Consider the following 24,329-nt stretch of genomic DNA (forward strand, 5'->3'; position numbering starts at 1 on the left):
CGCTAAGAAACCCCCGCGGACGAAGAAGAAGCGGGTCAAAAACGACGAAGGGCGGATGTCTCTCAAAGAGCATCTCGTCGAGGCACGCAACCGGCTGTTCAAGTCGCTGATCGCTCTGGCGCTCGGCACCATCGCCGGCTTCTTCCTCTATGACCAGCTGCTGGCGTTGATCATCGCCCCGGTGAACGCCGCGGGTGGCGCGGTCAACTTCACGGCAGTCATGTCGCCGTTCGACATCATGATCAAGGTCGCGCTGTTCGTCGGCCTGGTGATCTCCTCGCCGGTCTGGATCTACCAGATCTGGGCGTTCATCGTCCCGGGGCTGAAGAAGAAAGAACGCCGCATGTCGATGGCCTTCGCGGCCGTCGCGGTTCCGCTGTTCCTCTTCGGCGTGTCCATGGCGTACTTCATCCTGCCGTTCGCGCTGCACTTCTTCATCGGCCTGACCCCGGTAAACTCCGAGATCCTGGTCACCGTCGACAGCTACCTGCCATTCGTCTTCCGGCTGCTGCTGGCCTTCGGCCTGGCCATGCTGGTGCCGGTGCTCATGGTGGGCCTGAACATGGTCGGCGTGCTGTCTTCCAAGGTGATCCTGAAGAACTGGCGCATCACGGTATTCCTGATAGCCCTGGTCGCTGCGATGGCGGCCCCGGGCGGCGACGCAATCACGATGTTCGCGCTGGCCGGCCCGCTGTTCATCACCTTCGCCGCAGCCACCTTGTTCTGCTACATCAATGACAAGAAGCGCGCCAAGAAGCAGAAGATCCAGGACGCGGAGAACGAACGCCTCGCCTCCGGCGCGGTATCGGACATCGACGCACCAAGCACCATCGAGGAACCGAACTCCAAGCTGTAGCCTCCGCTGCGGCGCACACCACCACCTCGTGTTTTCGGAAGCGGGTGACACCGTTTCCAGAAAGTGAACGGCCCCTGTGACTTCCCCCGCGGAACGCTACGCGAATTCCAAGGCGCGCCAGGTCGAATTCGGCACCAGCCTGCCGGACTTCCGGGCAACCCTCTCCTTCGACCTGGATCCGTTCCAGGCCGAGGCCTGCCGCAAGGTCGCCGAGGGACACGGCGTCCTGGTGGCAGCTCCGACCGGAGCCGGCAAAACGGTGGTGGGGGAGTTCGCGATCTTCCAGGCCATGGCCGAGAACCGCAAGGCCTTCTACACCACGCCCATCAAGGCGCTGAGCAACCAGAAGTTCACCGAGTTGGTCAAGGTCTACGGCCCGGAGAAGGTGGGCCTGCTCACCGGCGACACCTCCATCAACTCCGAGGCGCAGATCGTGGTGATGACCACCGAGGTGCTGCGCAACATGCTCTACGCGGACTCGCAGACCCTGGACGGGCTGGGCTACGTCATCATGGACGAGGTCCACTACCTGGCGGACAAGTTCCGCGGCGCGGTCTGGGAAGAAGTGATCATCCACCTTCCCTCCAACGTGCAGATCATCTCGCTGTCCGCCACCGTCTCCAATGCCGAGGAATTCGGCGGCTGGCTGGACACCGTGCGCGGGGACACCGACATCATCGTCTCCGAGGTGCGTCCGGTGCCATTGTTCCAGCACGTCATGGTCGGCCCGAACCTGGTGGACCTGTTCGCCGAGGACGTCGCGTTCGACAAGGTCGCCGAGGGCGACATCAAGGCCAGCGTCAACCCCGAACTGCGCAAGCTCGTGCGCAGCCACAGCCCCGGCGGGCGTGTGCAGCGCGGACGCGGCCGGGGACCGGCCCGCGGGCCGCAGCGCGCGCCCGGGCTCAGCCAGCGCGTCTCGCGCTCCTCGGTGATCGCCAGGCTCGACCGCGCCGGGCTGCTGCCGGCCATCTTCTTCATCTTCTCCCGCAAGGGCTGCGACATGGCGGTGCAGCAGTGCGCCATGGCGGATCTGCGCCTGACCACCAACGAGGAAGCCGCCGAAATCGCGCAGGCGCTTGACGAGGTGGCCTACCGGATCCCCAACGAGGACCTGGACGTGCTCGAATTCTGGAGCTGGCGCGACGGGCTGGTGCGCGGCTTCGCCTCCCACCACGCCGGCCTGCTGCCGATCTTCAAGGAAATTGTCGAGGACCTGTTCGCCCGCAACCTGGTCAAGGTAGTGTTCGCCACCGAAACCCTGGCCCTGGGCGTGAACATGCCGGCCCGCTCGGTGGTGTTGGAAAAGCTGGTCAAGTTCAACGGCGAATCCCACGTGCAGATTTCCTCGGGGGAGTACACCCAGCTCACCGGGCGCGCCGGACGGCGCGGCATCGACGTGGAGGGCCATTCCATCGTGCTGTGGAACCCCGACATGGAACCCGAGGCGCTGGCCGGACTGGCCTCGCGGCGCACCTACCCGCTGAACTCCTCGTTCCGCCCGACCTACAACATGTCCACGAACCTGTTGGCGCAGTTCGGCCGCGAGCAGACCCGCCAGATCCTGGAAAGCTCCTTCGCCCAGTACCAGGCGGACCGCTCGGTGGTGGGCATGGCCCGGCAGGTGCGCTCCAAGGAAGAGTCCCTGGCCGGCTATGCCAAGTCCATGGAATGCCACCTGGGTGACTTCACCGAATACCTGAAGCTGCAGCGCGAGCTGGCGGCGCTGGAGAAGACCGCCGCGAAGTCGCGGCGGCACGAGCGGCGCTCGGCCGCCGAGCGCTCCTTGCAGGCCGTGATCCGCGGCGACGTGGTGGACCTGCCCGGTGGGCGCCGCTTCGGCCGCGCGGTGATCGTCGCGCTGGATGAGGCGATGTACAACCCGAGACACACCGTGCTGACCGAGGAAGGCCAGCTGCGCCGGCTCTCCTCCGAAGACCTGAACGGGCCGCTGCAGATCGTCTCGCGCATCCGCATCCCCAAGGGATTCACCGGCAAGAGCCCCAAGGAGCGCCGCGACCTGGCCTCCTCGCTGCGCAACGCGATCTACGATCACCGCCCGCCGCGCCAGGACGCGCAGAGCTTCGACTTCGACGGCTCGGATTCCTTCGAGCGCGAGATCGAGAAGCTGCGCCTGGAACTGCGCGACCACCCGTGCCACGCCTGCTCCGAGCGCGAGGACCACATGCGCTGGGCCGACCGCTACTGGAAGCTGAAGAAGGACACCGACAAGGCCCGGCGCAACATCCGCGGCCGCACCAATACGATTGCCACCCAGTTCGACAAGGTCTGCAAGGTCCTGGAACAGTTCGGCTACCTGGTCCCGAGCTCCGGCGGGGAGGACTTCAGCATCACCGACGCCGGCCGGCGCCTGCGCCGCATCTACGGCGAACGCGACCTGCTCACCAGCCAGGTGCTGGAAACCGGCAAGCTGACCGGGCTGAAAGCCGAGGAGCTGTGCGCCGTGGTCGCCTTCCTGGTCTACCAGGGCCGGCGCGACTACGACAGGCCGGACCCGAAGATGCCCACCGAGAAGATCGCCGACATCTTCACCCAGACCATCAACATCTGGGGCCCGCTCTCGGACGCCGAGGAGGCGCTGGGCCTGGAGCCCACCGCCCCGCCGGAATCCGGGCTGATCTGGCCGATGTACAAGTGGGCTCGCGGCTCCAGCCTGAACAGCGCGCTGCGCGGCACCGACCTGGCCCCGGGCGACTTCGTGCGCTGGGCCAAGCAGGTCATCGACACCCTTGACCAGTTCGCCAAGAACACCGACCTGCCTCCTCAGCTGGTGCGCGGCGCCTACCAGGCAGCGGACAGCATCAAGCGCGGCGTCGTCGCCTATTCGAACGTGCTGGACTAGCGCGCCGCACCCGCAGATTTTTCGCGCCGGGCCCGCCCCGGCGGCTTGCAATGAAAAGGAAGTTAGCTCATGGCAAAAACCCTGTACCGCAACGGTTCGGTGTATTCGGCCGCTGACCCGTTCGCGACCTCGATGGTCGTGGACGGCGACACCGTGGCCTGGATCGGCGGTGAGGAGGCCGCGGGCCGCCACGCGGAGACCGTGGACGAGGTCATCGACCTGTACGGCGCGCTGATCACCCCGGCCTTCGTGGAGTCGCACACCCACCTTGCCGCGCTGGGCCGCACGCTGGCCGGAGCCGACCTTGGCACCGCCGACAGCGCCGCCGCGCTGCTGGCGCTGGTTTCCGAACGCGCCCGCGCCTCGGCCTCGCTGGTGCTGGCCCAGGGCTGGGACAACTCCTCGTGGGCCCAGCCGGAACTGCCGGGCGAGACGGAGCTGACCGCCGCCGCCGACGGGCGCGGCTACTATCTGGTGCGCCGCGACGTGCACAGCGCCCTGATCAACCGGAAGCTGCTCGACGAGCTGGACCTGGGCGACATCGCCTCGGGTGTGGTGCGCGGCGCCGAGCACGACGCGGTGCGCGAGGCCCTGGCCGGCACCGCCGCCGACGCCGACTACCAGCGCCTGGCCCTGGAGCACTACGCCTCGCGCGGCTTCGGCACCGTGGTGGAAATGGCGGCCCCGCACCTGGAAGGCCGCGCCGCGCTGGATGAGCTGCTGGCGCTGGACAACGGCGAACTTCCTGCGGTCTACGCGTTCTGGGGCGAACTGGTCTCCGACGTCGAGCGCGCCGACGAGCTGATGCGCGGCTTCCCGGCCGGCCGCGTGCTGGGCCTGGGCGGCGACCTGCGGGTCGACGGCTCGCTGGGCAGCCACACCGCCTACCTGCGCGAGGAGTACTCCGATGCTCCGGGCACCCGCGGCACCCTCTACCTGGAGCGCGAGCAGATTGCCGCCCACTTGGTCGCCTGCAGCCAGCGCGGCATCCAGGCCGCATTCCACGTGATCGGCGACGGCGCGCTGGACACCCTGCTGGACGCCTTCGACCTGGCCGCCGAGCAGATCGGCACCGCCAAGCTGCAGATGTGCCGCCACCGCATCGAGCACGCCGAGATGGTGGACGACACCGCCCGCCAGCGCCTGCTGCAGTACTCGATCATGGTCTCCATGCAGCCTGCCTTCGACGCCGCATGGGCCGGCGAGGGCGGCATGTACCAGGCTCGTCTGGGGCAGCGCGCGCAGGGCATGAACAACCTCTCCGCGATGCTCTCTTCCGGCGTGCCGCTGGTGCTGGGCTCTGACGCCCCGGTCACCGAGGTGGACGGCTGGAAGATCGTGCGCGCTGCGATGAACATGGCGGACGCCGAGTCCCGCATCTCCGCCCGCGCCGCCTTCCTGGCCCAGACCCGCTCCACCTACCGCGCCATGGGGGAGAACAACCCGCTGGCCGGCCAGCTGGTCATCGGCGCCCCGGCGACCTTCGCCGTGTGGAGCGCCTCGGAGCTGGCAGTGCAGACCCCGGACGTGCGCATCAGCTCCTGGAGCACCGACGCCCGCGCCGGCACCCCGATGCTCCCGGTCGTCGATGAGCAGATCCCCGCCTGCCTGCGCACCGTGCGCGCCGGGCGGATCCTGTTCGACCAGCTGGAAGCCGCGGCGGGAGCCTCGCTGTAGCCGCCGCGGCGTGTCTGCGGAAAATTCGCAATATTTTGTCTGACTTGAAGATATTAGACGAAGATTCTGGTCACCAGTCGGTTGACAGCCTGGGTGGGTCACCCATTAGGCTGTACTAAGCGCCTCTTCGTGATGCACCCAGCATTGTGTTCGAAATGACGCAATTTGAATAGCGATCCCCGGTGACCTTAGATAACATTTCCCAAGTTTTCCAACCTGTGAAATAGGGCCGAAGTCACTGGGGATCGTTGCGTTTTCCTGTGTCTGGGGCGATGCCCGCCGTGCCGGGTGAGTATACTTTGAATTTGGATCAGCCCTCATACCGCAGTATTCCGGGCATGCCCCCGTGCCCCCTGAGGGCTCATTGCAGCCGTTTACCAAGAAAGGTGCCGCCGAGTGCGCGTCATTACGATCATTCCGACCTACAACGAACTGGAATCCCTCCCGCTGACGGTCGGAAGGCTCCGGAGTGCTGTTCCTGACTCGGACGTACTGATCGTCGACGACAACTCGCCCGACGGCACCGGCGAACTGGCCGACAAGATGGCCGCCGAGGACAGCAACATCCATGTGCTGCACCGCACCGGCAAGGACGGCCTGGGCGCCGCCTACATCGCAGGCTTCGAGTGGGCTCTGGCCCGCGACTACGACGTGCTGGTTGAGATGGACGCCGACGGCTCGCACATGCCCGAGCAGCTTCCGCGCCTGCTGGAAGCCAGCGCCGCCGGAGCGGACCTGGTCATCGGATCGCGCTGGGTCAAGGGCGGCGAGGTCGTGAACTGGCCGCTGCTGCGCAAGATCATTTCCCGCGGCGGCTCCTTCTACTCGCGCACCATGCTCGGCCTGCCGCTGCGCGACATCACCGCCGGCTACCGTGCCTTCAAGCGCCAGACCCTGGAGGAAATCGACTTCGACGCGGTCGAGTCGCGTGGCTACGGATTCCAGGTGGACATGACCTTCCGCGTGGCCATGATGCGCAAGCGCATCGTCGAGGTCCCGGTGACCTTCGTGGAGCGCGAACTGGGCGCGTCGAAGATGAGCGGCAACATCGTTTTCGAAGCGATGTGGAACGTGACCCGCTGGGGTCTTGGCGCCCGCTGGAAGAAGCTGACTTCCCGCAAGTAGCATCCCCTCCCAAACCACTCGCGGCGGCCGCGAAGCCCAGGCTTCGCGGCCGCCGCATTGTTGCGCCCGGCCATGCCGGGCATTAAAAGACTGCGGGCCGGTTCCCCTTCCGAATCGGAAGGGGAACCGGCCCGCAGTGCCGCTGCTGCCTAGACGGCTTCGCCGCGCGAGGTGCGCAGCTGGGTCAGGCGGTCGGCCAGAATCTTCTCAAGTTCTTCTTCGCTGCGGCGTTCCAGCAGCATGTCCCAGTGCGTACGCACAGGCTTCTCGTTGCTGGCTTCCTCGGCCTTGGCCTCGCCGTGCACCAGCTTGGCTTCCTTGCCGGTCTTGGTGGTCCAAGTTGCCGGGATCTCTGCCTCGGCGGCAAAGACGATGAAGACGGTTTCACCCTCTTCGGTACGGTATTCGACGCGCTGACGGGCAGCCGGCTCCACACCTGCCTCAGATTCCATGCTCTGTGCACCCAGGCGCATGCCTCGTAGGCTGCGATCGCTCATGTTTTCCCTCCGCGATGTCTAAAAAATTCGCTACACGTACCAACGTTTGGCGCGCTGAAATAATTCCATCCCAAGTGGGGGAAGATAAATTTTCGCACCAAAACATCCATTATACGCGTCTGCGGCGAGGTGCAAGCTTCGCACCTCGCCGCAGCGTGGTTATTGATCTGTTCGGATCACCCGGGGAATCAGATTCCCTCGGTGGTACCCGGAGCGGTCGGGCTCTTGTCAGCGCCCGTTCCGCCCAGTGCTCCGCCGATGCCCTTGAGCGCTTCGGTCAGCTCGCTAGGGATCACCCACAGGGTGTTCGAGGTGCCTTCGGCCAGCTTCGGCAGGGTCTGCAGGTACTGGTAGGCCAGCAGTTCCTGGTCCGGGCGGCCGGCGTGGATTGCGTCGAACACCTTCTGGATGGCCTGGGCCTCGCCGTCGGCGCGCAGGATCGAGGCCTGCGCGTCGCCCTCGGCCTTGAGGATGGCCGCCTGGCGCTCACCCTCGGCCGTCAGGATGTCGGACTGCTTGGTGCCTTCTGCCGTCAGGATCGCGGCGCGGCGGTCACGCTCGGCGCGCATCTGCTTCTCCATGGAGTCCTGGATCGACAGGGGCGGATCGATTGCCTTCAGCTCGACGCGCGAGACGCGGATGCCCCACTTGCCGGTGGCCTCGTCCAGCACGCCGCGCAGCTGGCCGTTGATCTGGTCGCGGCTGGTCAGGGCCTCTTCCAGGTTCAGGCCGCCGACGACGTTACGCAGCGTCGTGGTGGTCAGCTGCTCAACTGCCTGGATGTAGTTGGCGATTTCGTAGGTGGCCGCACGCGGCTCGGTGATCTGGAAGTACACCACGGTGTCGATGGAGACGACGAGGTTGTCTTCGGTGATCACCGGCTGGGGCGGGAAGGACACAACCTGCTCGCGCAGATCCAGCAGCGGGAGCAGCCGGTCCACGAAGGGAATCAGGAGGGTCAGACCCGGATTGAGGGTGCGGTTGTACTTGCCGAGGCGTTCCACAATGCCCGCTCGTGCCTGAGGCACGATACGCACACTGCGTAGTAGCACGACGATCACGAAGATCGCCAGAACGACAAGGACGATGGTCAAGCCAAAGCCATTACCGGACATGGTTTGTACTCTCTTTCCTTGTGCTTGAGTGATAAAACATGGGGCGGAAAGCCGCTATGGCGGGTCAGCTTTCCGGGGCCTGGGGCGCGGGCTCCAGATAAGCGGTGGCGCCCTGGACGCGGCGGACCACCGCGTAGGTGCCGGGCATCATGGTGGGCGAGTTCGCCTCGGAGCGGGCCGTCCAGATTTCTCCGTGGATCTTTGCCGAGCCGGACAGGCGCGAGGTCGGCTCCAGGATCAAGGCGTCCTCGCCGATCAGGCGTTCGATATTGGTCCGGAAACCGTCCGGGGACTTTTTCAGGTGTCGCACGGCAATGGGTCGGACCAGCAGGATCATCAGCAGGGAGATACCGCAGAAGACGACGACCTGAAGCCACATGGGGCCGCCCAAGAGCGCGACCGCGACACCGCCAAGGGCCCCGACGCCGAGCATGATGAAGTACAAGTCGAGCGAAAGCATCTCGATGATCGCCAGCAGCAGGAACACCGCGAGCCAGATGACCCATGCGTTGCTGACGATCCATTCCGCCGTTGTCATGGCTTCCACCTTTGCTCAAATAGATCAAGGGCCAGTTGCGAGTGGCCTTTTCTCCATTCTGCCGTAATCAGCAGGGGAAAGGTGTAGTCATTTTGGGGTATTTTCTAGCCCTGCGGGACGAATAAATGTACGTCGAAGGATGCTGTGACGGTGCGACTTCCGAGGGACGCGGCCTTGGCGCGCAGCACCTCGGGGGACAGGTGGTGCCCGGCCGGTCCCATGAAGGCCAGGTTGAACAGGTCCTCCGGATCAAGTTCCATGGCGTAGCTCAGGTTTCGGGATCCCAGATGGGCCAGCTGCTCCGTGCCGAACTTCTCGACCAGTGCCTCCTGCTTGCCGCCGGCAATCGACAGCATGTCCAGCGGCTCACGGACTTCTTCCAGATGGTCAGCGGCTCCGGTGACGACAAGGCACAGCCCTTGCGGGCGCAGGACGCGGCGGAACTGCGCCGGGTTGTGCGGCGCGAAGCAGTTGAGCACGACGTCGCGGGACTCATCCCGGCTGGGGATCTCGCGCCAGACATCCCAGACGACGGCCAGCGTGTCCGGCAGCTTGGCGGCCCGGCGCATGGCGAAGCGGGAGATGTCCATGGCCAGCGCGTCCTTGCGAGTGGCCGGATGGCGGTCCAGGATTTCTCCCAGGTAGTAGCCGGTGCCGGCGCCGGCGTCGATGATATCCAGCTGGTCGGCGGGATGGTGCGCTGCGACCAGGGCTGCGAGTTCGGCGGCCAGCGGCGCGTAGTGCCCCCGGTTCTGGAAGGCCTCGCGAGCCAGCACCATCGGCGAGGTGTCTTCGAGGAAGTTCGTGCCCTTGCCGGTCAGGAAGTTGAAGTAGCCCTGCTTGGCCGCGTCATAGCGGTGGCCGGCGGGGCAGGCCAGTGTGCGGCGGGGTGCGATGGACAGCTCCAGCGCGCCGCGGCAAAGGGGGCAGAGCAGCGTGGTGGCGTCCTGCATCAGAATCCCAGGGTTTCTCTGGCGGAGGCCACCGAGAGCCCTTGGTGGCGCCACAGTTCGGTTTCATTGATGAGCGAACGGGTGGCCGCCTTGTCGATGTAGACGGTCCCGTACAGGTGGTCGGTTTCGTGCTGCACGATCCGCGCCTGCCAGCCGGAGAAGTCGCGGACTACCTGTTTCCCGTCGCGGTCCTCGTAGATGGCCCGGATGTCGGCAGGCCGGGTCACGACTGCCTGGAATCCGTCGAAGGACAGGCAGCCTTCGTAGAACTCGGCCGTGCGTGCGCCGCGCGCCTCGTAGCTCGGATTGAAGATCTCGAAGTATTCCAGAGGCTCTCGCTCGCGTTCGGCGGCCATGTCTTCTGGCAGGTTGTAGAGGTCTTCGAGCACGGCAATCTTCAGGGGGATGCCGATCTGCGGGGCGGCCAGGCCAACGCCGGGGGCGTCGTACATGGTGTGGCGCATGACGGCCAGCAGCTCGTCGAGCAGTTCCTTGGGCAGCTGCCCGGTGTAGCTGACGGCCGGCTGGCGGAGGACGGGGTGTCCCAGCTGGACGATCGGCACCACATTGTCTTCGGCCTGGCTGAGCACCTCGACGACCAGGTTTTCGAGTTCTTCGGGGGAGTAGGTGATGCTCATGGTTACAGGCCCATCCGTTCAAGTTCAATAAGTTTCAGCTGCGCCAGGCGTGAGGCCAGCCGGTCGCGTTCGGTGTCGTGGAGCATCGAGCCCAGGTGTTCGAGCCTGTCAGCGGTGTACAGGTGCAGCTCGATGTCGCGGTCGTAGAAGATGTCCAGGACGTTCGCCAGCCGGCGCTCCTCGTCCATGGGCAGGCCCAGGCTGGCCGGGATTCCCGTGATGTGCCAGCGGGTGAATCGCTGGATCAGCTCGAGGTAGTCCGCCGTGTTGCGTCGGGTGCCGCACAACTGGGCGAAGCTGATCCAGATGGTTTCACCCACCACGCAGGCAGGGCCGATCTCGTCGTAGCCGATCCGGATCAACTCGCGCAGCTCGGAGCCCGGTTCGGCGTTGATTCCCACCGACAGGGTTCCCGCACGGTATCCGTGCTTAAATTCCTGATCATCAGAATCCAGCGTGCGGTAGTCGACGGCTCCATTGAGTTCGAAGACCGCAAAGTTCTCGCGGATCGCTGCGATGGTGGGCTGCACCAGGTGGTGGAAGGCGTCGTCGTCGAGCAGCTTTTCCGGTTCGTAGTTCGAGGTGGCAACCAGGAAGATCGAATGTTCCGCGCAGTATTTGACCAACCGCACCATCAGCATCGCGTCGCCGGGTTCGGTGCAGTGGAACTCGTCGAAGACCAGGATCTGCAGCCCCTTGAGCTCACGCGCCAAGCCTTGGCTGAAGATCGCGCCCAGGCGCTGGCCTGGAACACGGTTTTTGGGGGAGTTCAGGTTCTGGAAGAACTCGTGGAAGTGGAACCTCGCTGTAGTTTGCGGCGGCAACGAGGCAACCAGCGCATTGATGATCAGCGTCTTTCCACGCCCCGGCGGGCCGAAGATATAGGCGCCGTGTAGGTCGCCCGAGAATCCGCTGGCCGCGGTCGAGCTGAGAGTGCCGATCAACCGCAGCTGCTGTGCGTCCGGGGACAGCTGATGGCCTTCGATATTCCATAGAATCCGGGCCTCAAGCTCTCTGGCCGGTGCTGTTTTCGGGGGCATGGAGGGCATATATAAATCTTCCCATCTGGCGCGTGGTTGGCCAATTTACGTGCTCCGTGCCACGCCGATCGAAACCTAGAACACCCAAAGGACGTCAATAGCGCAGAAACGCAGTCGTCAGAGTCGTATTACGTTAATTCGAACAAGAAGATTTATTCAGGGGAGTAGGTGCGGGAGAGCTGAATACAGTGACGATTCCTAAGATCTCTTCCTTGAACCTATCGCTTTATCCGCTTGCGTGACCATAATGGACTCACTTGCGAACGGGAAGCATGTATCGGCTCCGGGAAGGTCTCGGTGCCATTTGGATGATTGGGAGCGCGCGTCATGACCAGTGAATCTGTGGCTGAACCGATGCGCGACCAAATTATCGACAGCGACCTGCTGGATATGTCCGTGCTGGTGCTCAAGACTCTTTCCGACCCGGCGCGGCTGCAGATCCTGTGGGCACTATGTCACGAGGACCGTACGTTGTCCGAATTGGCCCAGCAGGTTGGCGTGACGCCGTCGACCGTCAGCCAGCTGCTGACACGTCTGCGGACGGCTGGAGTCTTGCAAGCCCGCAAGTCCGGGCGTCACATGATCTATTCGATGCGCGACGAGCGTGCACGAGAGTTCATCCGCCAGACTTTGGACTTTGCGCGGTACCGCATGGAGCAGCAGGCCGATGGTGAAGCTTCGTAGCGCGTATTCATTCACGTTGCTGAAACGCGATAAAAACAGGGAATGCAGTGGCTTCTACGGACATTGCCGATAAGCCGATAATCTACATTATGTAAAGTAGTGGAAATCTGACGCTCCCCAACCGACCAGGTACTGCCGGTTTAACCGTGCATGCGAGCATCGATTGGCGACGGCCTCAGGTCAGTGGATTCCTGCGCATAGTGATTGATCGGCAGCGACGATCCAGCGCTGTCGCCAGGCAGCCGTGCCGCTGTGATCCTGGGCCGCACCGTTCACCATCCCGGAACAAGAACTGCGTCCTGCGTTCAGGAATTCACAGATCGCTGGTAGGTCAAGATGGCGACGCCAGCTGGTGAAATCAGCGAGCCTGACAAGATAAAGTCCGTGCGGTGGCGGTCAACGCCGAAAAGTCGTTTGCCGGATCCGAGGACGATCGGGTACTGAAGTAACGTGTATTCATCGATCAGGTCGTTTTTCGCCAGGGCCTGCACCAGTTGGCCCGAACCGAAGACGACCAGCCTACCTTCGGTTGATTCCCGGACCTCGCGGACTCCAGAGGCCAGGTCTCCCCCGAGCCGCCGGCTGTTGGCCCATGCAAGCCGGTCGGTGTTCCGGGTGACGACATACTTGGGCATTCGATTCATTGCCGCGATGGAAGGGTCGGCGGCATCCGCCTGAGACCAAGCCTCGGTGAAGATGTCATAGGTCCTTCGGCCCAACAGTATGCCAGCTGCGGAGGTCGTCAGCTTGCGCATGACGGCGTCCACGGTGTCGTCACCTGCGGCTGCGGCCCAGCCTCCAGCAGTGAACCCACCGTCACGGTCTTCCTCTGCCGACAATGGCGCTTGCATGACCCCGTCGATACTGACGAAATTCACGGCGACTATGCGACCCATGCGAAGCTCCTTGTACGGTGAGTTGGATTACAGGCTTCCAGATGCCTTGAAGCCCCGCCAGAAGACGCCCAGTAACTCGCGTCCACGTACCGACCGGGGCCAGAAAGCAACCATGAACGTGTGGCAGTTGTGAATTGCCGGGTGCGGGTTTCCAGGATGCCGCGACAACCGGTCCATGCGCTCAACCCGCAAACCGGTACCTACCCATCGTCACTCCCCCGTCGAAGACTCGGGTTTCCACGAGTTCGAGGTGTATATACCGGTCGATCAAGGCGAAGAACGGGGTGCCGCCTCCGACAAGCACCGGATGCGTGACCAGGGTGTATTCATCGATCAGGCCCGCGCGCATGGCAGCGGAGGCAAGCGATGCACCGCCGATGCGGATGGAGCCGATGAACTGTTTCTTGAGCCTTCGGATTTCCGCTACTGCATCACCGGTAAACAGCCTCGTATTCCAATCAAGCGGAAGGCTGTCGGAAGCGAACACCATTTTGGGAGTGTCCCGCCAGTTGCGGGCATATTCAACCTGGTCTGGCCGGGCATCGGGGGCCTGGTCCCCCGTGGGCCAATACGAGCTCATGGTTTCCCACAGTTTGCGCCCGTATAGCATGAGGCTCATCGACTGTTCTTCCTCAAGCCACCATCTGAATAGCTCCTCGGTGGAAACGCCCCATGAAATATCCCCGTCGGCATCGGCGATGTAGCCGTCCAGACTCACATTCATGCCGTAGATCAGGCGGCCCATGGCTGGTACTCCCCTCTGATTGGTCTGCCCAGTCTAGACCCGTCGGACGGGTATTCAGCCAGGGCGGCTGGATCCGCCGAGGGCGGTCAGGAATTCGATGAACTGCCCAGACCGAGCTTCTCTGGAATCAGTCGAGGCACCACCTTGACATAGATCAGCATTCCGAGAAGTTCGATGATCGTCTGTGCCACTACAACGGCAGGCACCAGGGCAAATGGCTCAGGCATGGCCAGGGCCAACGGCAGGACGACCAGCGAATTCCGCGTGGCACCGGAGAAGACTAGTGCACGCCGAGCTGGCACTGCGAGCTTGAAGATGCGTGAGATTCCCTTTCCCAAGGGCAGCATGATGACCAGGAAAAGCACGTAGAGAGGCACGACCGCCAACAGACGGGAGAAATCGGCCTTGACCGAACTGGCCTGTGAAGCCACCACCAGGAACAGTACGAGGATCATCAGCGGCACCATGAGCAAATCCATCAGATCCTCGAGAACCTCGGCCGATCTGAACCTGCGGGCCAAAAGCTGCACCAGCATGGCTGAAACCAGCGGAACTGCTATCAGCCACGTGAATGCATGGACGAACGGTTCGGGGGTGACGACCTCACCCAATGCTCCGCCGGCAAACCAGGACAGATAGACGGGCAGTAGGACCACCTGGAGCAGCATCAATACAGGCGTGGCCGCCAGCAGCTGGTGGCCCGCTCCCCCGGCGATCCGGGTGAACACAATGACGTAGTCGACACACGGTGCGAGCAACACCAGCAGCAAGCCGATCAGCAATTCGGCATCTGCGGCAACCACGCGGCTCAGCAGCCAGCCAACCAGCGGAACCGCAAGAAAGTTCAGGATCACCACGGCCAGGAGGAACCGGATGTTGCGCAGAGCTCCGACGAGCCGGGTCAGCGGAATGGCGAGAAAGGTCGCGAAGAGCAACAGGCCGAGAACCGGATTGATTCCTGAATCCAGCTCGGCGGCCGCCTGAGGTCGCATCAGGCCGAACGCCGCGGCGGCCGCCACCGCAAGCAGGTACAAGGGCACCTGCCACTTTTGAAAAGTACGATTGGTGCGCTCCAACACTCGGGGATCCGCCTCTCTTGCCTGTGCCGTGATTCCGGCCTCTGCCGCCGCACCGCAACACCGTCCGGGCAATCAATTGATTCGTTGTTGCTGGAAGAAGAACCTAGGATAATTTCATGGCTCAAAAAATCCGTCAGTGGCCCGCTTGGGTTGCCATTGACCTTGTACTGATCGTTATCTTCGCCCTGCTCGGCCGCCGCGAACATGAGCACGGGCTCTCGCTTGGCGGGATCTTATGGACGGCACTTCCATTCTTAATCGGCTACGCGATCGTGACCCTGGCCTCGCGCCCGTGGAAAACCATTAACAACCTATGGCCCAGCGGAATCCTCATATGGATTGGAACCGTGGCTTTGGGCATCGCGTTGCGACTTGCGTTCAACGACACGGCTGCCGTGGCCTTCATCATCGTTGCCACGCTGGTACTCGGACTGTTCCTGCTGGGCAGGCGCCTAGTCACAGGGCTGATCGCCAAGCGCTCAGCTAAGCAACAGGCCTAATCCGTAAGCGCCGGCCGCTACAAGCCCGCTGGCGAAAGTCCCGAGGATGAACTGTTCGGCAGCTTGGTGGTTTTTCAGTTCAGCGAATCGGCCAAGCCCCTTGACGGCCAGGACGACCGCAGTCCCCTCGGGCCAGCCGGCCCAGAGCGTCCCCACGATCGCCGCACGTTCGAGAAGTCCGATCCACAACCCGCCACGCAGCGGCGACGGATCGGACTTTTCTTGTGCCGAGGGATCGGGATTTCGAGAGGCCAAGGTGAAAACCAATTCGGTGAACGGACCGCCGAAGGCCAAGGCAAAGAGCACACTCAGCGAAATCGCCAGGGTGGCCGGTACTGGCTGGTTGCCGTCGACCGCGTGACCCATGAGCCCGAAGACCAGCGCAGCCAGCACGAGTATTGCGGCGGCGATGGTAAGCCAAGTTCGGATCGAAGCGCGGCGTCCTTTTGCGTAACTGAGAAAACTCGCCGCAACAGACAGGCCGGTGGCAGCGATCAAAATGACCCAGGCAGTCCAGAACACGTGCGCTACTCCCCTATCCGCTTTAATTGGCGGCCAAGCGACTTGGCCGCCTCATCCATCATGCGGTTCGCCTCGAACCACAGGGCTGCTGACAGCCTAGACGAAACGGCCTGCTGCGTGATGCCAAGACGTGCGGCGATCTGTTGCTGGGTCATGCCTTCATCAGCCAGCGTTCCAGCCTCCCACGCCGTGGCGCGACGCTTGGATACGACCGCAGCTGTCAATTGCAACTCCGCTTCCAACCGAGTCGCTTCATTGGTTGGCCCATGCACTGCTAGATGCGCATTGGTGTTCTTGGCCCGCTCAACTGCCACCCTGGCGAATTCGAAAGCGGGCCCGCGACCTGCGCGCGTTTCGGCAGGCAAGGGCGTTTCAACCTGACCGAAGCCGATGCCAACGCTCCAGTCCCCCGAAGCCGCCATCATCACCGCAAGACGAATCGCTTCCGAAGCATCATCCATCACGGCTTGGATTTCGTCGCCGGCGGTTCGCTGGAACGGGCGGACCACCGATACGGTAGCATTGGCCTGTTTGACCAGTGCTTCAACCTTGTCGTCAGAGGAACGCGAACGCCTCTGATCAATAGTCAAGACAATCATGGAACAATGTTAAAACATTGTCTTCTATTTCACAAATCTTAAAACTTGTACCTCGGTAATTCTGGTCGTACTCGAAAAGCTGGAGTCTGACCCAATGTCGACTAAGGTTGAGTCAAGAGGATGGCCCAAAAGTAGGCGGGTCACGAGCATTGAGAGGTATCAATGGTTACCGCATTCGTAATGATTCAGACGGCTACCGACAGCATTCCTGAGTCCGCCCAGCAGATTTCGGAAATCGAAGGCATTCGCGAGGTCTACTCCGTTGCCGGCGATTGGGACCTGATCGCGATCGCACACGTGCACAAGCATGAAGACCTGGCTGAGGTTATCGCGAACAAGCTTTCCAAGATCCCTGGGATCAAAGCGACCCAGACGCATATTGCGTTCCGCGCGTACTCCACGCACGACCTGGATGCTGCGTTCTCCCTGGACTTGGGCGACTAAGCGCACCATCCAAAAGAGGCCTTGGTTCAACGCTTGTAATGCGTTGAACCAAGGCCTCGATTTGTTTTCCGCGGTATGTGGCTACCTACCGACTATCGCAGTGGTGGTTTGGGACCAAGTGGTTAGCACCTTGGCCGCGGCACCAGAGTCGATTGACCGCTTGGCCATGTCCAGGGCGGCTGCCATTCGGTCTTCGAAGCTACCCTCGGCCTGTTCATTGAACGCTACGATGCCAGCGGCCGCGTTCACAAGAACCGCGTCGCGCACCGGACCCGTGGAACCGTTGACGATGTCGCGTACAACCTGAGCATTATGTTGAGCGTCGCCACCGCGAAGATCCTCGAGCGTCGCTGGAGCGATGCCAATATCCTGAACATCGAAAGTGAACTCGTTGACCTGCCCATCGCGGACTTCCCAAACGCGATTCAGCGCGGTGGTGGTCATTTCGTCTAGCCCGTCCTCGCCCCGGAATACCAGGCCTCGAACACCGCGACTGGCCAAGACGCCTGCCATGATCGGTGCCATTAGAAGGTCTGAACAACCAATCGCTGAAGCACTGGGGAGCGCTGGGTTGGTGAGCGGCCCCATGAAGTTGAAGGCTGTCGGGATCCGGAGCTGACTCCGCGCGTTCGCCACATGCCGCATCGAAGGATGGAAGATATTGGCAAAGCAGAACGCAATCCCAACTTTGTCGTAAACCTCCACAAGCCGCTCGATTGGTACATCAAGTCGCACGTCGAGGGCTTCGAGCACGTCAGCGGAACCGGAGGATGACGACGAGGCGCGGTTGCCATGCTTAACGATATTGACCCCGGCGCCAGCGCAGACGAGCGTCGCCATGGTTGAAATGTTGACCGTATTCTGTCGATCACCACCAGTTCCAACAATGTCCAGAGTTGGTGCTTTGATGCTCAATGGGCGTGCATTGGCCACCATGGAGTCGACCAAACCAGTCAATTCGCCCACTGTTTCGCCCTTGGCGCGCAGCGCGACTAAAAAGCCAGCGATTTGTACGTCGCTTGCTTCGCCGTTCATGATTTCGTTCATTGCCCAGCCGGCTTCATCACGGCTGAGATCGCCGCCTGAAATCAGTGTGGACAGCAGATTTGGCCACGTTGGGAACTTTTCGTTTACAAGGCTCGTTGACACGTATGTAAGCCTAACGAGAAGCACGGAAATCGTTCTACTTCATGTCTTAAGAAGTTGTGTCTCCGGCCTCTGAAAACGGCACTTTGCAGGGAAGAATTACGCAACACAGGTGTTGCATAAGTAAATGTTTCGCGTGACTCGCCGAATCAAGCTCTACGAATTGTAGAAAGAGTTTGATTCGAACTTCCGCGTGTTTCCGCGGTTGTTGCGCTGATGTGGTGGAAGAAACCACTGTCAGACCCTTTTTGTATTGGTATCTGAGGGCCGTTTAGAGACATAATGTCAGTGTGACAACTGCGACTCATGCCCCAAATACGACGGCGCCACATGCGCCGAACCGCCCAAACATGGTGTCGGTGGGAACGATGGTGTGGCTCTCCAGCGAGCTCATGTTCTTCGCCGCCCTCTTCGCCATGTACTTCAGCCTCCGTGCTGCCGCGCCCGATCTCTGGGCGACTGAAACTGCCAAGCTGAACGTACCGTTCGCGCTGGTAAACACCTTGATTCTGGTGTCCAGCTCGTTCACGTGCCAGATTGGTGTTTTCAAGGCCGAGGCATTTAAGCCTCGCCGCACCGGCGGAGTGTTCAACCTCAAGGAATGGGGAATGATCGAATGGTTCATTCTCACCTTCATCCTTGGGGCTATCTTCGTTTCGGTCCAGGCCTACGAATACGCCGTCCTCGTTCATGAGGGCGTTGCTCTGAACTCGAACGGCTATGCTTCGGCGTTCTACATGACTACCGGCTTCCACGGCATTCACGTTGCCGGTGGCCTGATTGCATTCCTGCTGATCATTGGTCGTGCGATGCTCGCGAAGAAGTTTGGCCACTTCGAAGCAACCGGCGCCATCGTCGTGTCCTACTACTGGCACTTCGTTGACGTTGTCTGGATTGCTCTGTTCGCGATCATCTACTTCTTGAAGTAGGCAACTAACAATTCATCAGTTGCCTCCACAGAAGTACGGCAACACCACACCAAGAAATTAAGTGAGGAATCAGCAAGTGAAGGCTCTTTCGAAAAAGCGCCGCCACCCGCTCGCCGCTGTGGCCCTGCTGTTATTCGGATTGCTGATTACCGGCAGTCTCTACACTGCAGCGGGAAGCATCAGCGAAGCGAAGGCTGCGGACACCACCACTGCCTCGCAGTCGGATGTAGATGAAGGCGGAAAGCTTTTCGTCGCCAACTGCGCGACCTGCCACGGTATGAACGCTGAAGGAACCAACTCGGGTCCGTCGCTGATCGGCGTCGGCGCCGCATCGGTCGACTTCCAGGTTGGTACCGGCCGCATGCCGATGCAGATGCAGGGCCCGCAGGCCCAGGCGAAGCCAGTGCAGTTCACCGATGAGCAGATCTCGCAGCTGGCAGCATTCGTTGCCAGCCTCGGCGCAGGACCGGCAATCCCGGATGAGGAAAGCTTGGATACCACCAAGGGCGACGCCGCTCACGGTGGAACCGTGTTCCGCGTCAACTGCGCAATGTGCCACAACGCCGCTGCTGCCGGTGGCGCCCTGACCCGCGGTAAGTTTGCTCCGACCCTGGCTGGTGTCAGCGAGAAGCACATTTACGAAGCAATGGTTACCGGCCCACAGAACATGCCTGTGTTCAACGATTCGAACATCACCCCGGACGAGAAGCGTGACGTAGTCACCTTCCTGAAGACCATTGAAGCTAATGGTTCGGCCGGCGGCGTTGCTCTCGGTTCGCTTGGCCCAGTGGCTGAAGGCCTGTTCGTCTGGACCGCTGGTCTGGGTATCATCATCGCCTTCACCATTTGGTTGACCTCGCGTCCTTCCTAAGGCACTCGCGGCGTAGCGCCGCAAACATCACTACGTACAAAAATTCCTAACAGAAGGATGAGAGAGAAACATGGGCGACCATAGTCACGGCAGTCCCGAAAACTCGGGCACCGTTGCTAAGGCTGACGATGTGGCTCAGGACCGGTTCCCGGATCCAGGACTACCTCCGCACCGTCCGCGTCTCGCAGACCGCGATCCGCGCGCAGCCAAGCGACACGAGCGCCAAGTAGCGCTCCTATTTACCATCTCCATCATCGGCACGCTGTTCTTCTTCGTGTCCTACTTCGTCCTGGGCCACCTGGGCGACATGACTTTCGCTGAACTTCGTGTTCAGAACGCAGCTCTGGGCCTCGGCACCGCATTCGCGATGCTGGGTATCGGTGTCGGCATCGTTCACTGGGCCAAGACCCTGATGCCGGACCACGAACTGGTCGAGAGCCGCCACGAGATTCGCACCGAAGCAGATCGCCAGGATGCAGTCGAAATCGTTGACACCATCATCGAAGAGTCTGGCATCAAGCGCCGTCCGCTGATCCGCAACAGCCTGATTGGCGCCATTGCACTGGCTCCGATCCCTGCGATCTTCATGTTCCGCGACCTTGAGCGTTCCGGAAAGACCGCTGGCGAAATGGTCGAACAGCTGCGTCACACCATGTGGGACACCGGCGTTCGTTTGACCCGCGACCCATCGGGTACCCCGATCAAGGCTTCGGACGTACAGATCGGCTCGGCTTTCCACGTCATTCCCGAGGGTCTGAACGAGGCCGAGGACGTACTGAACGAAAAGGCCAAGGCCGTTGTTCTGCTGATGCGTATGGATCCACAGGAGATGAACATCTCCGAAGGCCGCGAAGACTGGAATGTCGACGGCATCGTCGCCTACTCCAAGATTTGCACCCACGTGGGTTGCCCCATTGCTCTGTACGAGCAGCACACCCACCACCTGCTGTGCCCTTGCCACCAGTCCACCTTTGACCTCGCCAACGAGTGCAAGGTTGTCTTCGGTCCGGCAGGTCACGCACTTCCGCAGTTGCCAATCATGGTTGACGCCGAAGGCTACCTGGTAGCCCGCAGCGACTTCCACGAACCGGTTGGCCCGGCTTACTGGGAGCGTGGTCAGTAATCATGGCGACTACTAACGAATACACTCCGTCGACCGCGACCGGCCGCTTGGCCAACTTCGTCGACACCCGCGTCGGAGCTTCGACCATCGTCAAGGAATTCGGTCGCAAGATCTTCCCTGACCACTGGTCCTTCATGTTCGGTGAAGTTGCGCTGTACACCTTCGTACTGCTGCTGCTTTCCGGCACCTTCCTGACCTTCTTCTTCGATCCTTCGATGGCCCACGTGGTCTACGAAGGCTCGTACGTACCGCTGAAGGGTATCGGCATGTCGACCGCAATGGCGTCGACGCTCGATATCTCCTTCGACGTGCGTGGCGGTCTGTTCATGCGCCAGGTACACCACTGGTCCGCGCTGCTGTTCGTTGCTTCCCTCTCCGTGCACATGCTGCGCGTGTTCTTCACCGGTGCGTTCCGTCGCCCGCGTGAGCTGAACTGGGTCGTCGGCGGCGTGCTGCTGATCATGGGCCTGGCTGCTGGCTTCACCGGCTACTCCCTGCCAGATGATCTGCTGTCCGGTAACGGTCTGCGCATCATCGACGGCGTGATGAAGGCCCTGCCTGTTGTGGGCACCTACCTGTCGATGTTCTTCTTCGGCGGAGAGTTCCCTGGCGAGCACGTGATCCCGCGTCTGTACTCGCTGCACATCATGATCGTGCCTGCGGTCATTATCCTGCTGCTGGTTATCCACCTGTTCATGGTTGTGACCCACAAGCACACCCAGTACCCTGGTCCGGGTCGCACCAATGACAACGTTGTTGGCTTCCCAGTGGGTCCTGTGTACGCGGCCAAGGCTGGCGGCTTCTTCTTCATCGTCTTCGGCATCGTTGCTTTCATTTCGGGTATCTTCCAGATCAACCCGGTCTGGAACTATGGTCCGTACGACCCGTCGCCGGTGTCCGCTGGTACCCAGCCTGACTGGTACATCGGATTCGTCGACGGCGCGCTGCGCCTGATGCCGGGTGTCCTGGGCGACTTCAGCTTCGTGTGGAACATTCCGTTCCCATGGGGCGACAACTCCTTGGTCCTCTCGGTGCTGCTGCCAGCCCTGGTTCCTGCAGGTGCCCTGTTCACGGTCATGTTCGCATGGCCATGGATCGAACGCTGGGTTACCAAGGACAACCGCGAGCACCACTTGCTCGACCGTCCGCGCAACGCACCGTTCCGCACCGCAATGGGCGCCGCTGGTGTTGTCTTCTACTGCGTGATGTGGGCAGCTGCCTCGTCCGACTTGATTGCAACCCACTTCCACGTCGCACTGAACGATGTCACTTACTGGCTGCGCGCACTGTTCTTCGTCGGCCCACTGGTGGCCTTCTGGCTGACTCGCCGCATCTGCCTGTCGCTGCAGCGCAAGGATCGCGAGATCGTGCTGCACGGCCGCGAAGCCGGCATCATCCAGATGTCGCCGGAAGGTGGCTTCTCGGAGAAGCACGAGGAAGTAGATGTCTACAAGCGTTACCTCCTGACCAACTTCAACGACAACCAGTACATCCCGGCCCAGCCGGATGCTGCCGGGCACATCTCCCGCAAGGAGAAGCGTCGTGCGAAGATCTCGAAGTTCTTCTTCGAAGATCGCGTCGCCCCAGTAACCCCGTCGGAGCTCGCAGCTGCCAAGGCAGCCCACGGCCACCACGAGGTTGAAGGCGAGAAGCAGGACTCGATCGAGAAGTAATCTCGACTCGCGTTAGTCACAAAACGAGGGACATACCGAAAGGTATGTCCCTCGTTTCGTTAACCCGCAACCCTGCAGGCCGCAGAATGACCGCTGAGGGCCTCAACAGTAGCCAAGTGGGTTCCTCGTCGGCCGGCGGCGTTCTGACCCTGCTACACGGGCACCAGGAGCTGTTGGCCATGGCAAGCGTTGACCGGATTGCCGACATCATCGAGTCCGTGCTGAGGGCTCAGCGCGGGACTCCCCCGCCGTGAAGTGCAAAGCTGGGACTTCGGCTCTCGTCGGCAGGATGCCCACCGCTGATCTGCTACTGGTCGGGAATCGCCACGCCCCGGATGTCTCGACAGCACTGATCTGGTCCCGCGCTGCTGGGGTTCCCGCACCTCGCGCTAATCGGAGGTTTGTAGATGCTCCGGGAGAACTTTCCAAGCGGAGGCTCCTGAGCAAGGGACGGTACAGCACCCAGAGTCGGATGGAGCACTCTCCCCGCCCGTGCCCTTGTCCATCAGGGTCCGCGGCTACACCGTGTCGGTATAATGCGGTGTGCCGGTTCCGAGGCGCTGCAGCGGCACGAACAGCTTGTAGCGGTCCGAACGGTACAAGGAGATCGAGTAGTCGGCCAGGCGTTCGCCGATGTAGGCGTAGCGGGTGATCTGCAGCAGGGGGAAACCGGGTTCCACGCCCAGCAGCTGCGCCTGTCGCTTGCTGGCGGCGGTGCTTTCGACCTGGTCCTCGCCCCACTCCAGAAGGATGCCATAGCGTTCGTGCAGGGCTTGGTAGAGCTTCGAGGGAGGTTCGCCGTCGACGAATCCGGGCACCAGATCGGCTGGCATGTAGTTTTCATCCAAGCTCATGGGGGTGCCGTCGGCCAGCAGGAGGCGCTTGAACTGCACGACACCGGTTCCCTCCTCGACCATGAGCTGGGATGCGAGGTTGGGGTTGGCCTTGATTTCGGAGAATTCCAGTACGTGGGCGTCTGGCACCATGCCTCGGCGCATCATGTCTTCTGAATAGGAGTGCAGACGTACGCGCAGGTCGAGCTTCTCAGGCACAACGAATGTTCCGATACCCACAACACGCTTGAGCACCTGTTCATCGACCAGCGCGTCGATTGCCTGCCGGATGGTCTTGCGGGCCACTCCGAAGTGTTCTGCGAGCACACGTTCTGGCGGGAGGCGGTAGCCGGGCTTGCAATCCTCGCGGGCATGGTTCTTGAGGATTTCTCTGATCTGTCGGTATTTGCTGACCTTGCTGTCCGGATCAAGAACTGCCTGCACGATCGGCTGCGGAGCATGGCGCACCGGGAACTCCTCCTCATCAACGCGCCTGGATATCAAGCGGGTAGGAATACTGCTGTTAAAAGACTAACGGGGTGACAAGCAATATTGCTTGTCACCCCGTTAGGGTTAGTGCCTAGTGTGCGTGGTCACCGCGGCTGTATTCATAAACCCAACCAACCAGTGCGATCACTGCCAGGCCTGCGCCTACGAAGAACACCCACCATCCAACGGCAATGCCGAGGAAGCCGATGGCTGCAGCGCCGGCGAGTACCAGTGGCCACCAGCTCCATGGGGAGAAGTGTCCAATGTCGCCTGCGTTCTCGTGGATCTCACCGTCGACGCGGTCCTCTGGACGAGGGCCGACACGGCGGGCGGTGAAGTACAGGTACCAGCCGACCATGCCGCACAGGCCGCCGGTCAGCAGCAGTGCAGGGAACCCGACGAGTTCCTGCCAGTTGGTCATGTAACCGTAAACGAAAGCCACTGGGATGAAGAAGAAAATTCCTCCCAGGAACATCCATGCTTCAACTTTCATC

The 24,329-nt window shown here is 61.8% G+C and carries 26 protein-coding genes; 12 read left to right on the top strand and 14 right to left on the bottom strand.

The window, feature by feature from the left end; translation table 11 throughout:
- Positions 1–55: 55 nt before the first annotated feature.
- The 4 genes from tatC to ACTX90_RS08645 all read left to right on the top strand — a co-directional run bounded on the left by tatC (position 56) and on the right by ACTX90_RS08645 (position 6,521).
- Positions 56–856, top strand: coding sequence for a twin-arginine translocase subunit TatC (tatC, locus tag ACTX90_RS08630; protein ID WP_082344748.1), 801 nt, complete (start codon positions 56–58; stop codon positions 854–856).
- Positions 857–932: 76 nt separating this feature from the next.
- The gene (locus ACTX90_RS08635; protein ID WP_113606242.1) at positions 933–3,719 is read left to right on the top strand and encodes a DEAD/DEAH box helicase; all 2,787 of its coding nucleotides are present in this window, start codon (positions 933–935) and stop codon (positions 3,717–3,719) included.
- A gap of 69 nt (positions 3,720–3,788) precedes the next feature.
- A complete protein-coding gene (locus tag ACTX90_RS08640) occupies positions 3,789–5,396 on the top strand; it encodes an amidohydrolase (RefSeq protein WP_443443884.1) in 1,608 nt (535 codons plus the stop codon).
- Positions 5,397–5,792: 396 nt separating this feature from the next.
- On the top strand, positions 5,793–6,521 hold the full coding sequence (locus ACTX90_RS08645) for a polyprenol monophosphomannose synthase (protein WP_047119110.1): 729 nt from the start codon (positions 5,793–5,795) through the stop codon (positions 6,519–6,521).
- A gap of 149 nt (positions 6,522–6,670) precedes the next feature.
- Here the strand turns inward: ACTX90_RS08645 and ACTX90_RS08650 are convergent, their stop codons facing one another.
- The 6 genes from ACTX90_RS08650 to zapE all read right to left on the bottom strand — a co-directional run bounded on the left by ACTX90_RS08650 (position 6,671) and on the right by zapE (position 11,302).
- Positions 6,671–7,018 (bottom strand): RNA polymerase-binding protein RbpA, encoded by a 348-nt coding sequence (locus ACTX90_RS08650; protein WP_047119111.1) that lies wholly within the window; start codon positions 7,016–7,018, stop codon positions 6,671–6,673.
- A gap of 188 nt (positions 7,019–7,206) precedes the next feature.
- Positions 7,207–8,133, bottom strand: coding sequence for an SPFH domain-containing protein (locus ACTX90_RS08655; RefSeq protein WP_113606244.1), 927 nt, complete (start codon positions 8,131–8,133; stop codon positions 7,207–7,209).
- A 64-nt stretch (positions 8,134–8,197) separates the two neighbouring features.
- Positions 8,198–8,671 (bottom strand): NfeD family protein, encoded by a 474-nt coding sequence (locus ACTX90_RS08660; RefSeq protein ID WP_047119113.1) that lies wholly within the window; start codon positions 8,669–8,671, stop codon positions 8,198–8,200.
- Between the two features lie 104 nt (positions 8,672–8,775).
- Positions 8,776–9,624, bottom strand: coding sequence for a putative RNA methyltransferase (locus ACTX90_RS08665; protein WP_047119114.1), 849 nt, complete (start codon positions 9,622–9,624; stop codon positions 8,776–8,778).
- The gene (locus tag ACTX90_RS08670) at positions 9,624–10,262 is read right to left on the bottom strand and encodes a peptide deformylase (RefSeq protein ID WP_047119115.1); all 639 of its coding nucleotides are present in this window, start codon (positions 10,260–10,262) and stop codon (positions 9,624–9,626) included. The genes ACTX90_RS08665 and ACTX90_RS08670 overlap by 1 nt, the downstream gene beginning before the upstream one ends.
- A 2-nt stretch (positions 10,263–10,264) precedes the next feature.
- Complete coding sequence (gene zapE / locus ACTX90_RS08675; protein WP_160309082.1) at positions 10,265–11,302, bottom strand: AFG1/ZapE family ATPase; 1,038 nt, start codon at positions 11,300–11,302, stop codon at positions 10,265–10,267.
- A 327-nt stretch (positions 11,303–11,629) separates the two neighbouring features.
- Here zapE and ACTX90_RS08680 point away from each other — a divergent pair, with 327 nt between their 5' ends.
- The gene (locus ACTX90_RS08680) at positions 11,630–11,986 is read left to right on the top strand and encodes an ArsR/SmtB family transcription factor (protein WP_060617011.1); all 357 of its coding nucleotides are present in this window, start codon (positions 11,630–11,632) and stop codon (positions 11,984–11,986) included.
- A gap of 305 nt (positions 11,987–12,291) precedes the next feature.
- On the opposite strand, the gene ACTX90_RS08685 is transcribed toward ACTX90_RS08680, so the two are convergent.
- From ACTX90_RS08685 to ACTX90_RS08695, 3 genes are all read right to left on the bottom strand, one after another.
- The gene (locus tag ACTX90_RS08685; RefSeq protein WP_443443888.1) at positions 12,292–12,882 is read right to left on the bottom strand and encodes a dihydrofolate reductase family protein; all 591 of its coding nucleotides are present in this window, start codon (positions 12,880–12,882) and stop codon (positions 12,292–12,294) included.
- Between the two features lie 181 nt (positions 12,883–13,063).
- Entirely contained in the window at positions 13,064–13,627 is a 564-nt protein-coding gene (locus ACTX90_RS08690) for a dihydrofolate reductase family protein (RefSeq protein ID WP_120989432.1), read from the bottom strand.
- A gap of 86 nt (positions 13,628–13,713) precedes the next feature.
- Positions 13,714–14,706 carry an arsenic resistance protein gene (locus ACTX90_RS08695; protein WP_424677886.1) on the bottom strand — a complete coding sequence of 331 codons (993 nt, stop codon included), beginning with the start codon at positions 14,704–14,706 and terminating at the stop codon, positions 13,714–13,716.
- A gap of 116 nt (positions 14,707–14,822) precedes the next feature.
- Here ACTX90_RS08695 and ACTX90_RS08700 point away from each other — a divergent pair, with 116 nt between their 5' ends.
- Positions 14,823–15,206 carry a DUF3054 domain-containing protein gene (locus ACTX90_RS08700; protein ID WP_053798079.1) on the top strand — a complete coding sequence of 128 codons (384 nt, stop codon included), beginning with the start codon at positions 14,823–14,825 and terminating at the stop codon, positions 15,204–15,206.
- Here the strand turns inward: ACTX90_RS08700 and ACTX90_RS08705 are convergent.
- A complete protein-coding gene (locus ACTX90_RS08705; protein WP_052772366.1) occupies positions 15,186–15,728 on the bottom strand; it encodes a hypothetical protein in 543 nt (180 codons plus the stop codon). The genes ACTX90_RS08700 and ACTX90_RS08705 overlap by 21 nt on opposite strands.
- A 5-nt stretch (positions 15,729–15,733) precedes the next feature.
- Positions 15,734–16,327 (bottom strand): sigma factor-like helix-turn-helix DNA-binding protein, encoded by a 594-nt coding sequence (locus ACTX90_RS08710; RefSeq protein ID WP_053798081.1) that lies wholly within the window; start codon positions 16,325–16,327, stop codon positions 15,734–15,736.
- A 162-nt stretch (positions 16,328–16,489) separates the two neighbouring features.
- On the opposite strand from ACTX90_RS08710, the gene ACTX90_RS08715 reads away from it, so the two are divergent.
- Positions 16,490–16,771 carry an Lrp/AsnC family transcriptional regulator gene (locus tag ACTX90_RS08715; protein ID WP_047119123.1) on the top strand — a complete coding sequence of 94 codons (282 nt, stop codon included), beginning with the start codon at positions 16,490–16,492 and terminating at the stop codon, positions 16,769–16,771.
- 81 nt (positions 16,772–16,852) lie between these two features.
- Here the strand turns inward: ACTX90_RS08715 and trpD are convergent, their stop codons facing one another.
- On the bottom strand, positions 16,853–17,920 hold the full coding sequence (gene trpD / locus ACTX90_RS08720) for an anthranilate phosphoribosyltransferase (RefSeq protein WP_053799403.1): 1,068 nt from the start codon (positions 17,918–17,920) through the stop codon (positions 16,853–16,855).
- A gap of 287 nt (positions 17,921–18,207) precedes the next feature.
- On the opposite strand from trpD, the gene ctaE reads away from it, so the two are divergent.
- From ctaE to ACTX90_RS08745, 5 genes are all read left to right on the top strand, one after another.
- Complete coding sequence (gene ctaE, locus ACTX90_RS08725) at positions 18,208–18,846, top strand: aa3-type cytochrome oxidase subunit III (protein WP_082123897.1); 639 nt, start codon at positions 18,208–18,210, stop codon at positions 18,844–18,846.
- Positions 18,847–18,922: 76 nt separating this feature from the next.
- The gene (gene qcrC / locus ACTX90_RS08730) at positions 18,923–19,717 is read left to right on the top strand and encodes a cytochrome bc1 complex diheme cytochrome c subunit (protein WP_047119124.1); all 795 of its coding nucleotides are present in this window, start codon (positions 18,923–18,925) and stop codon (positions 19,715–19,717) included.
- Positions 19,718–19,787: 70 nt separating this feature from the next.
- Positions 19,788–20,840: a cytochrome bc1 complex Rieske iron-sulfur subunit gene (qcrA, locus tag ACTX90_RS08735; protein ID WP_047119125.1), complete on the top strand. Its 1,053-nt coding sequence runs from the start codon at positions 19,788–19,790 to the stop codon at positions 20,838–20,840.
- A gap of 2 nt (positions 20,841–20,842) precedes the next feature.
- The gene (gene qcrB, locus ACTX90_RS08740) at positions 20,843–22,513 is read left to right on the top strand and encodes a cytochrome bc1 complex cytochrome b subunit (protein ID WP_047119126.1); all 1,671 of its coding nucleotides are present in this window, start codon (positions 20,843–20,845) and stop codon (positions 22,511–22,513) included.
- Positions 22,514–22,629: 116 nt separating this feature from the next.
- Complete coding sequence (locus ACTX90_RS08745) at positions 22,630–22,767, top strand: hypothetical protein (protein WP_157359282.1); 138 nt, start codon at positions 22,630–22,632, stop codon at positions 22,765–22,767.
- A gap of 264 nt (positions 22,768–23,031) precedes the next feature.
- Here ACTX90_RS08745 and ACTX90_RS08750 read toward each other — a convergent pair whose 3' ends face one another.
- Together ACTX90_RS08750 and ACTX90_RS08755 are read right to left on the bottom strand one after the other, a co-directional pair.
- The gene (locus tag ACTX90_RS08750) at positions 23,032–23,814 is read right to left on the bottom strand and encodes a GntR family transcriptional regulator (RefSeq protein WP_443443894.1); all 783 of its coding nucleotides are present in this window, start codon (positions 23,812–23,814) and stop codon (positions 23,032–23,034) included.
- 112 nt (positions 23,815–23,926) lie between these two features.
- On the bottom strand, positions 23,927–24,328 hold the full coding sequence (locus ACTX90_RS08755) for a cytochrome c oxidase subunit 4 (RefSeq protein WP_047119128.1): 402 nt from the start codon (positions 24,326–24,328) through the stop codon (positions 23,927–23,929).
- Between the last annotated feature and the right edge of the window lies 1 nt (position 24,329).

The organism is Glutamicibacter soli (assembly GCF_052322135.1).
Lineage (GTDB): Bacteria > Actinomycetota > Actinomycetes > Actinomycetales > Micrococcaceae > Glutamicibacter > Glutamicibacter soli.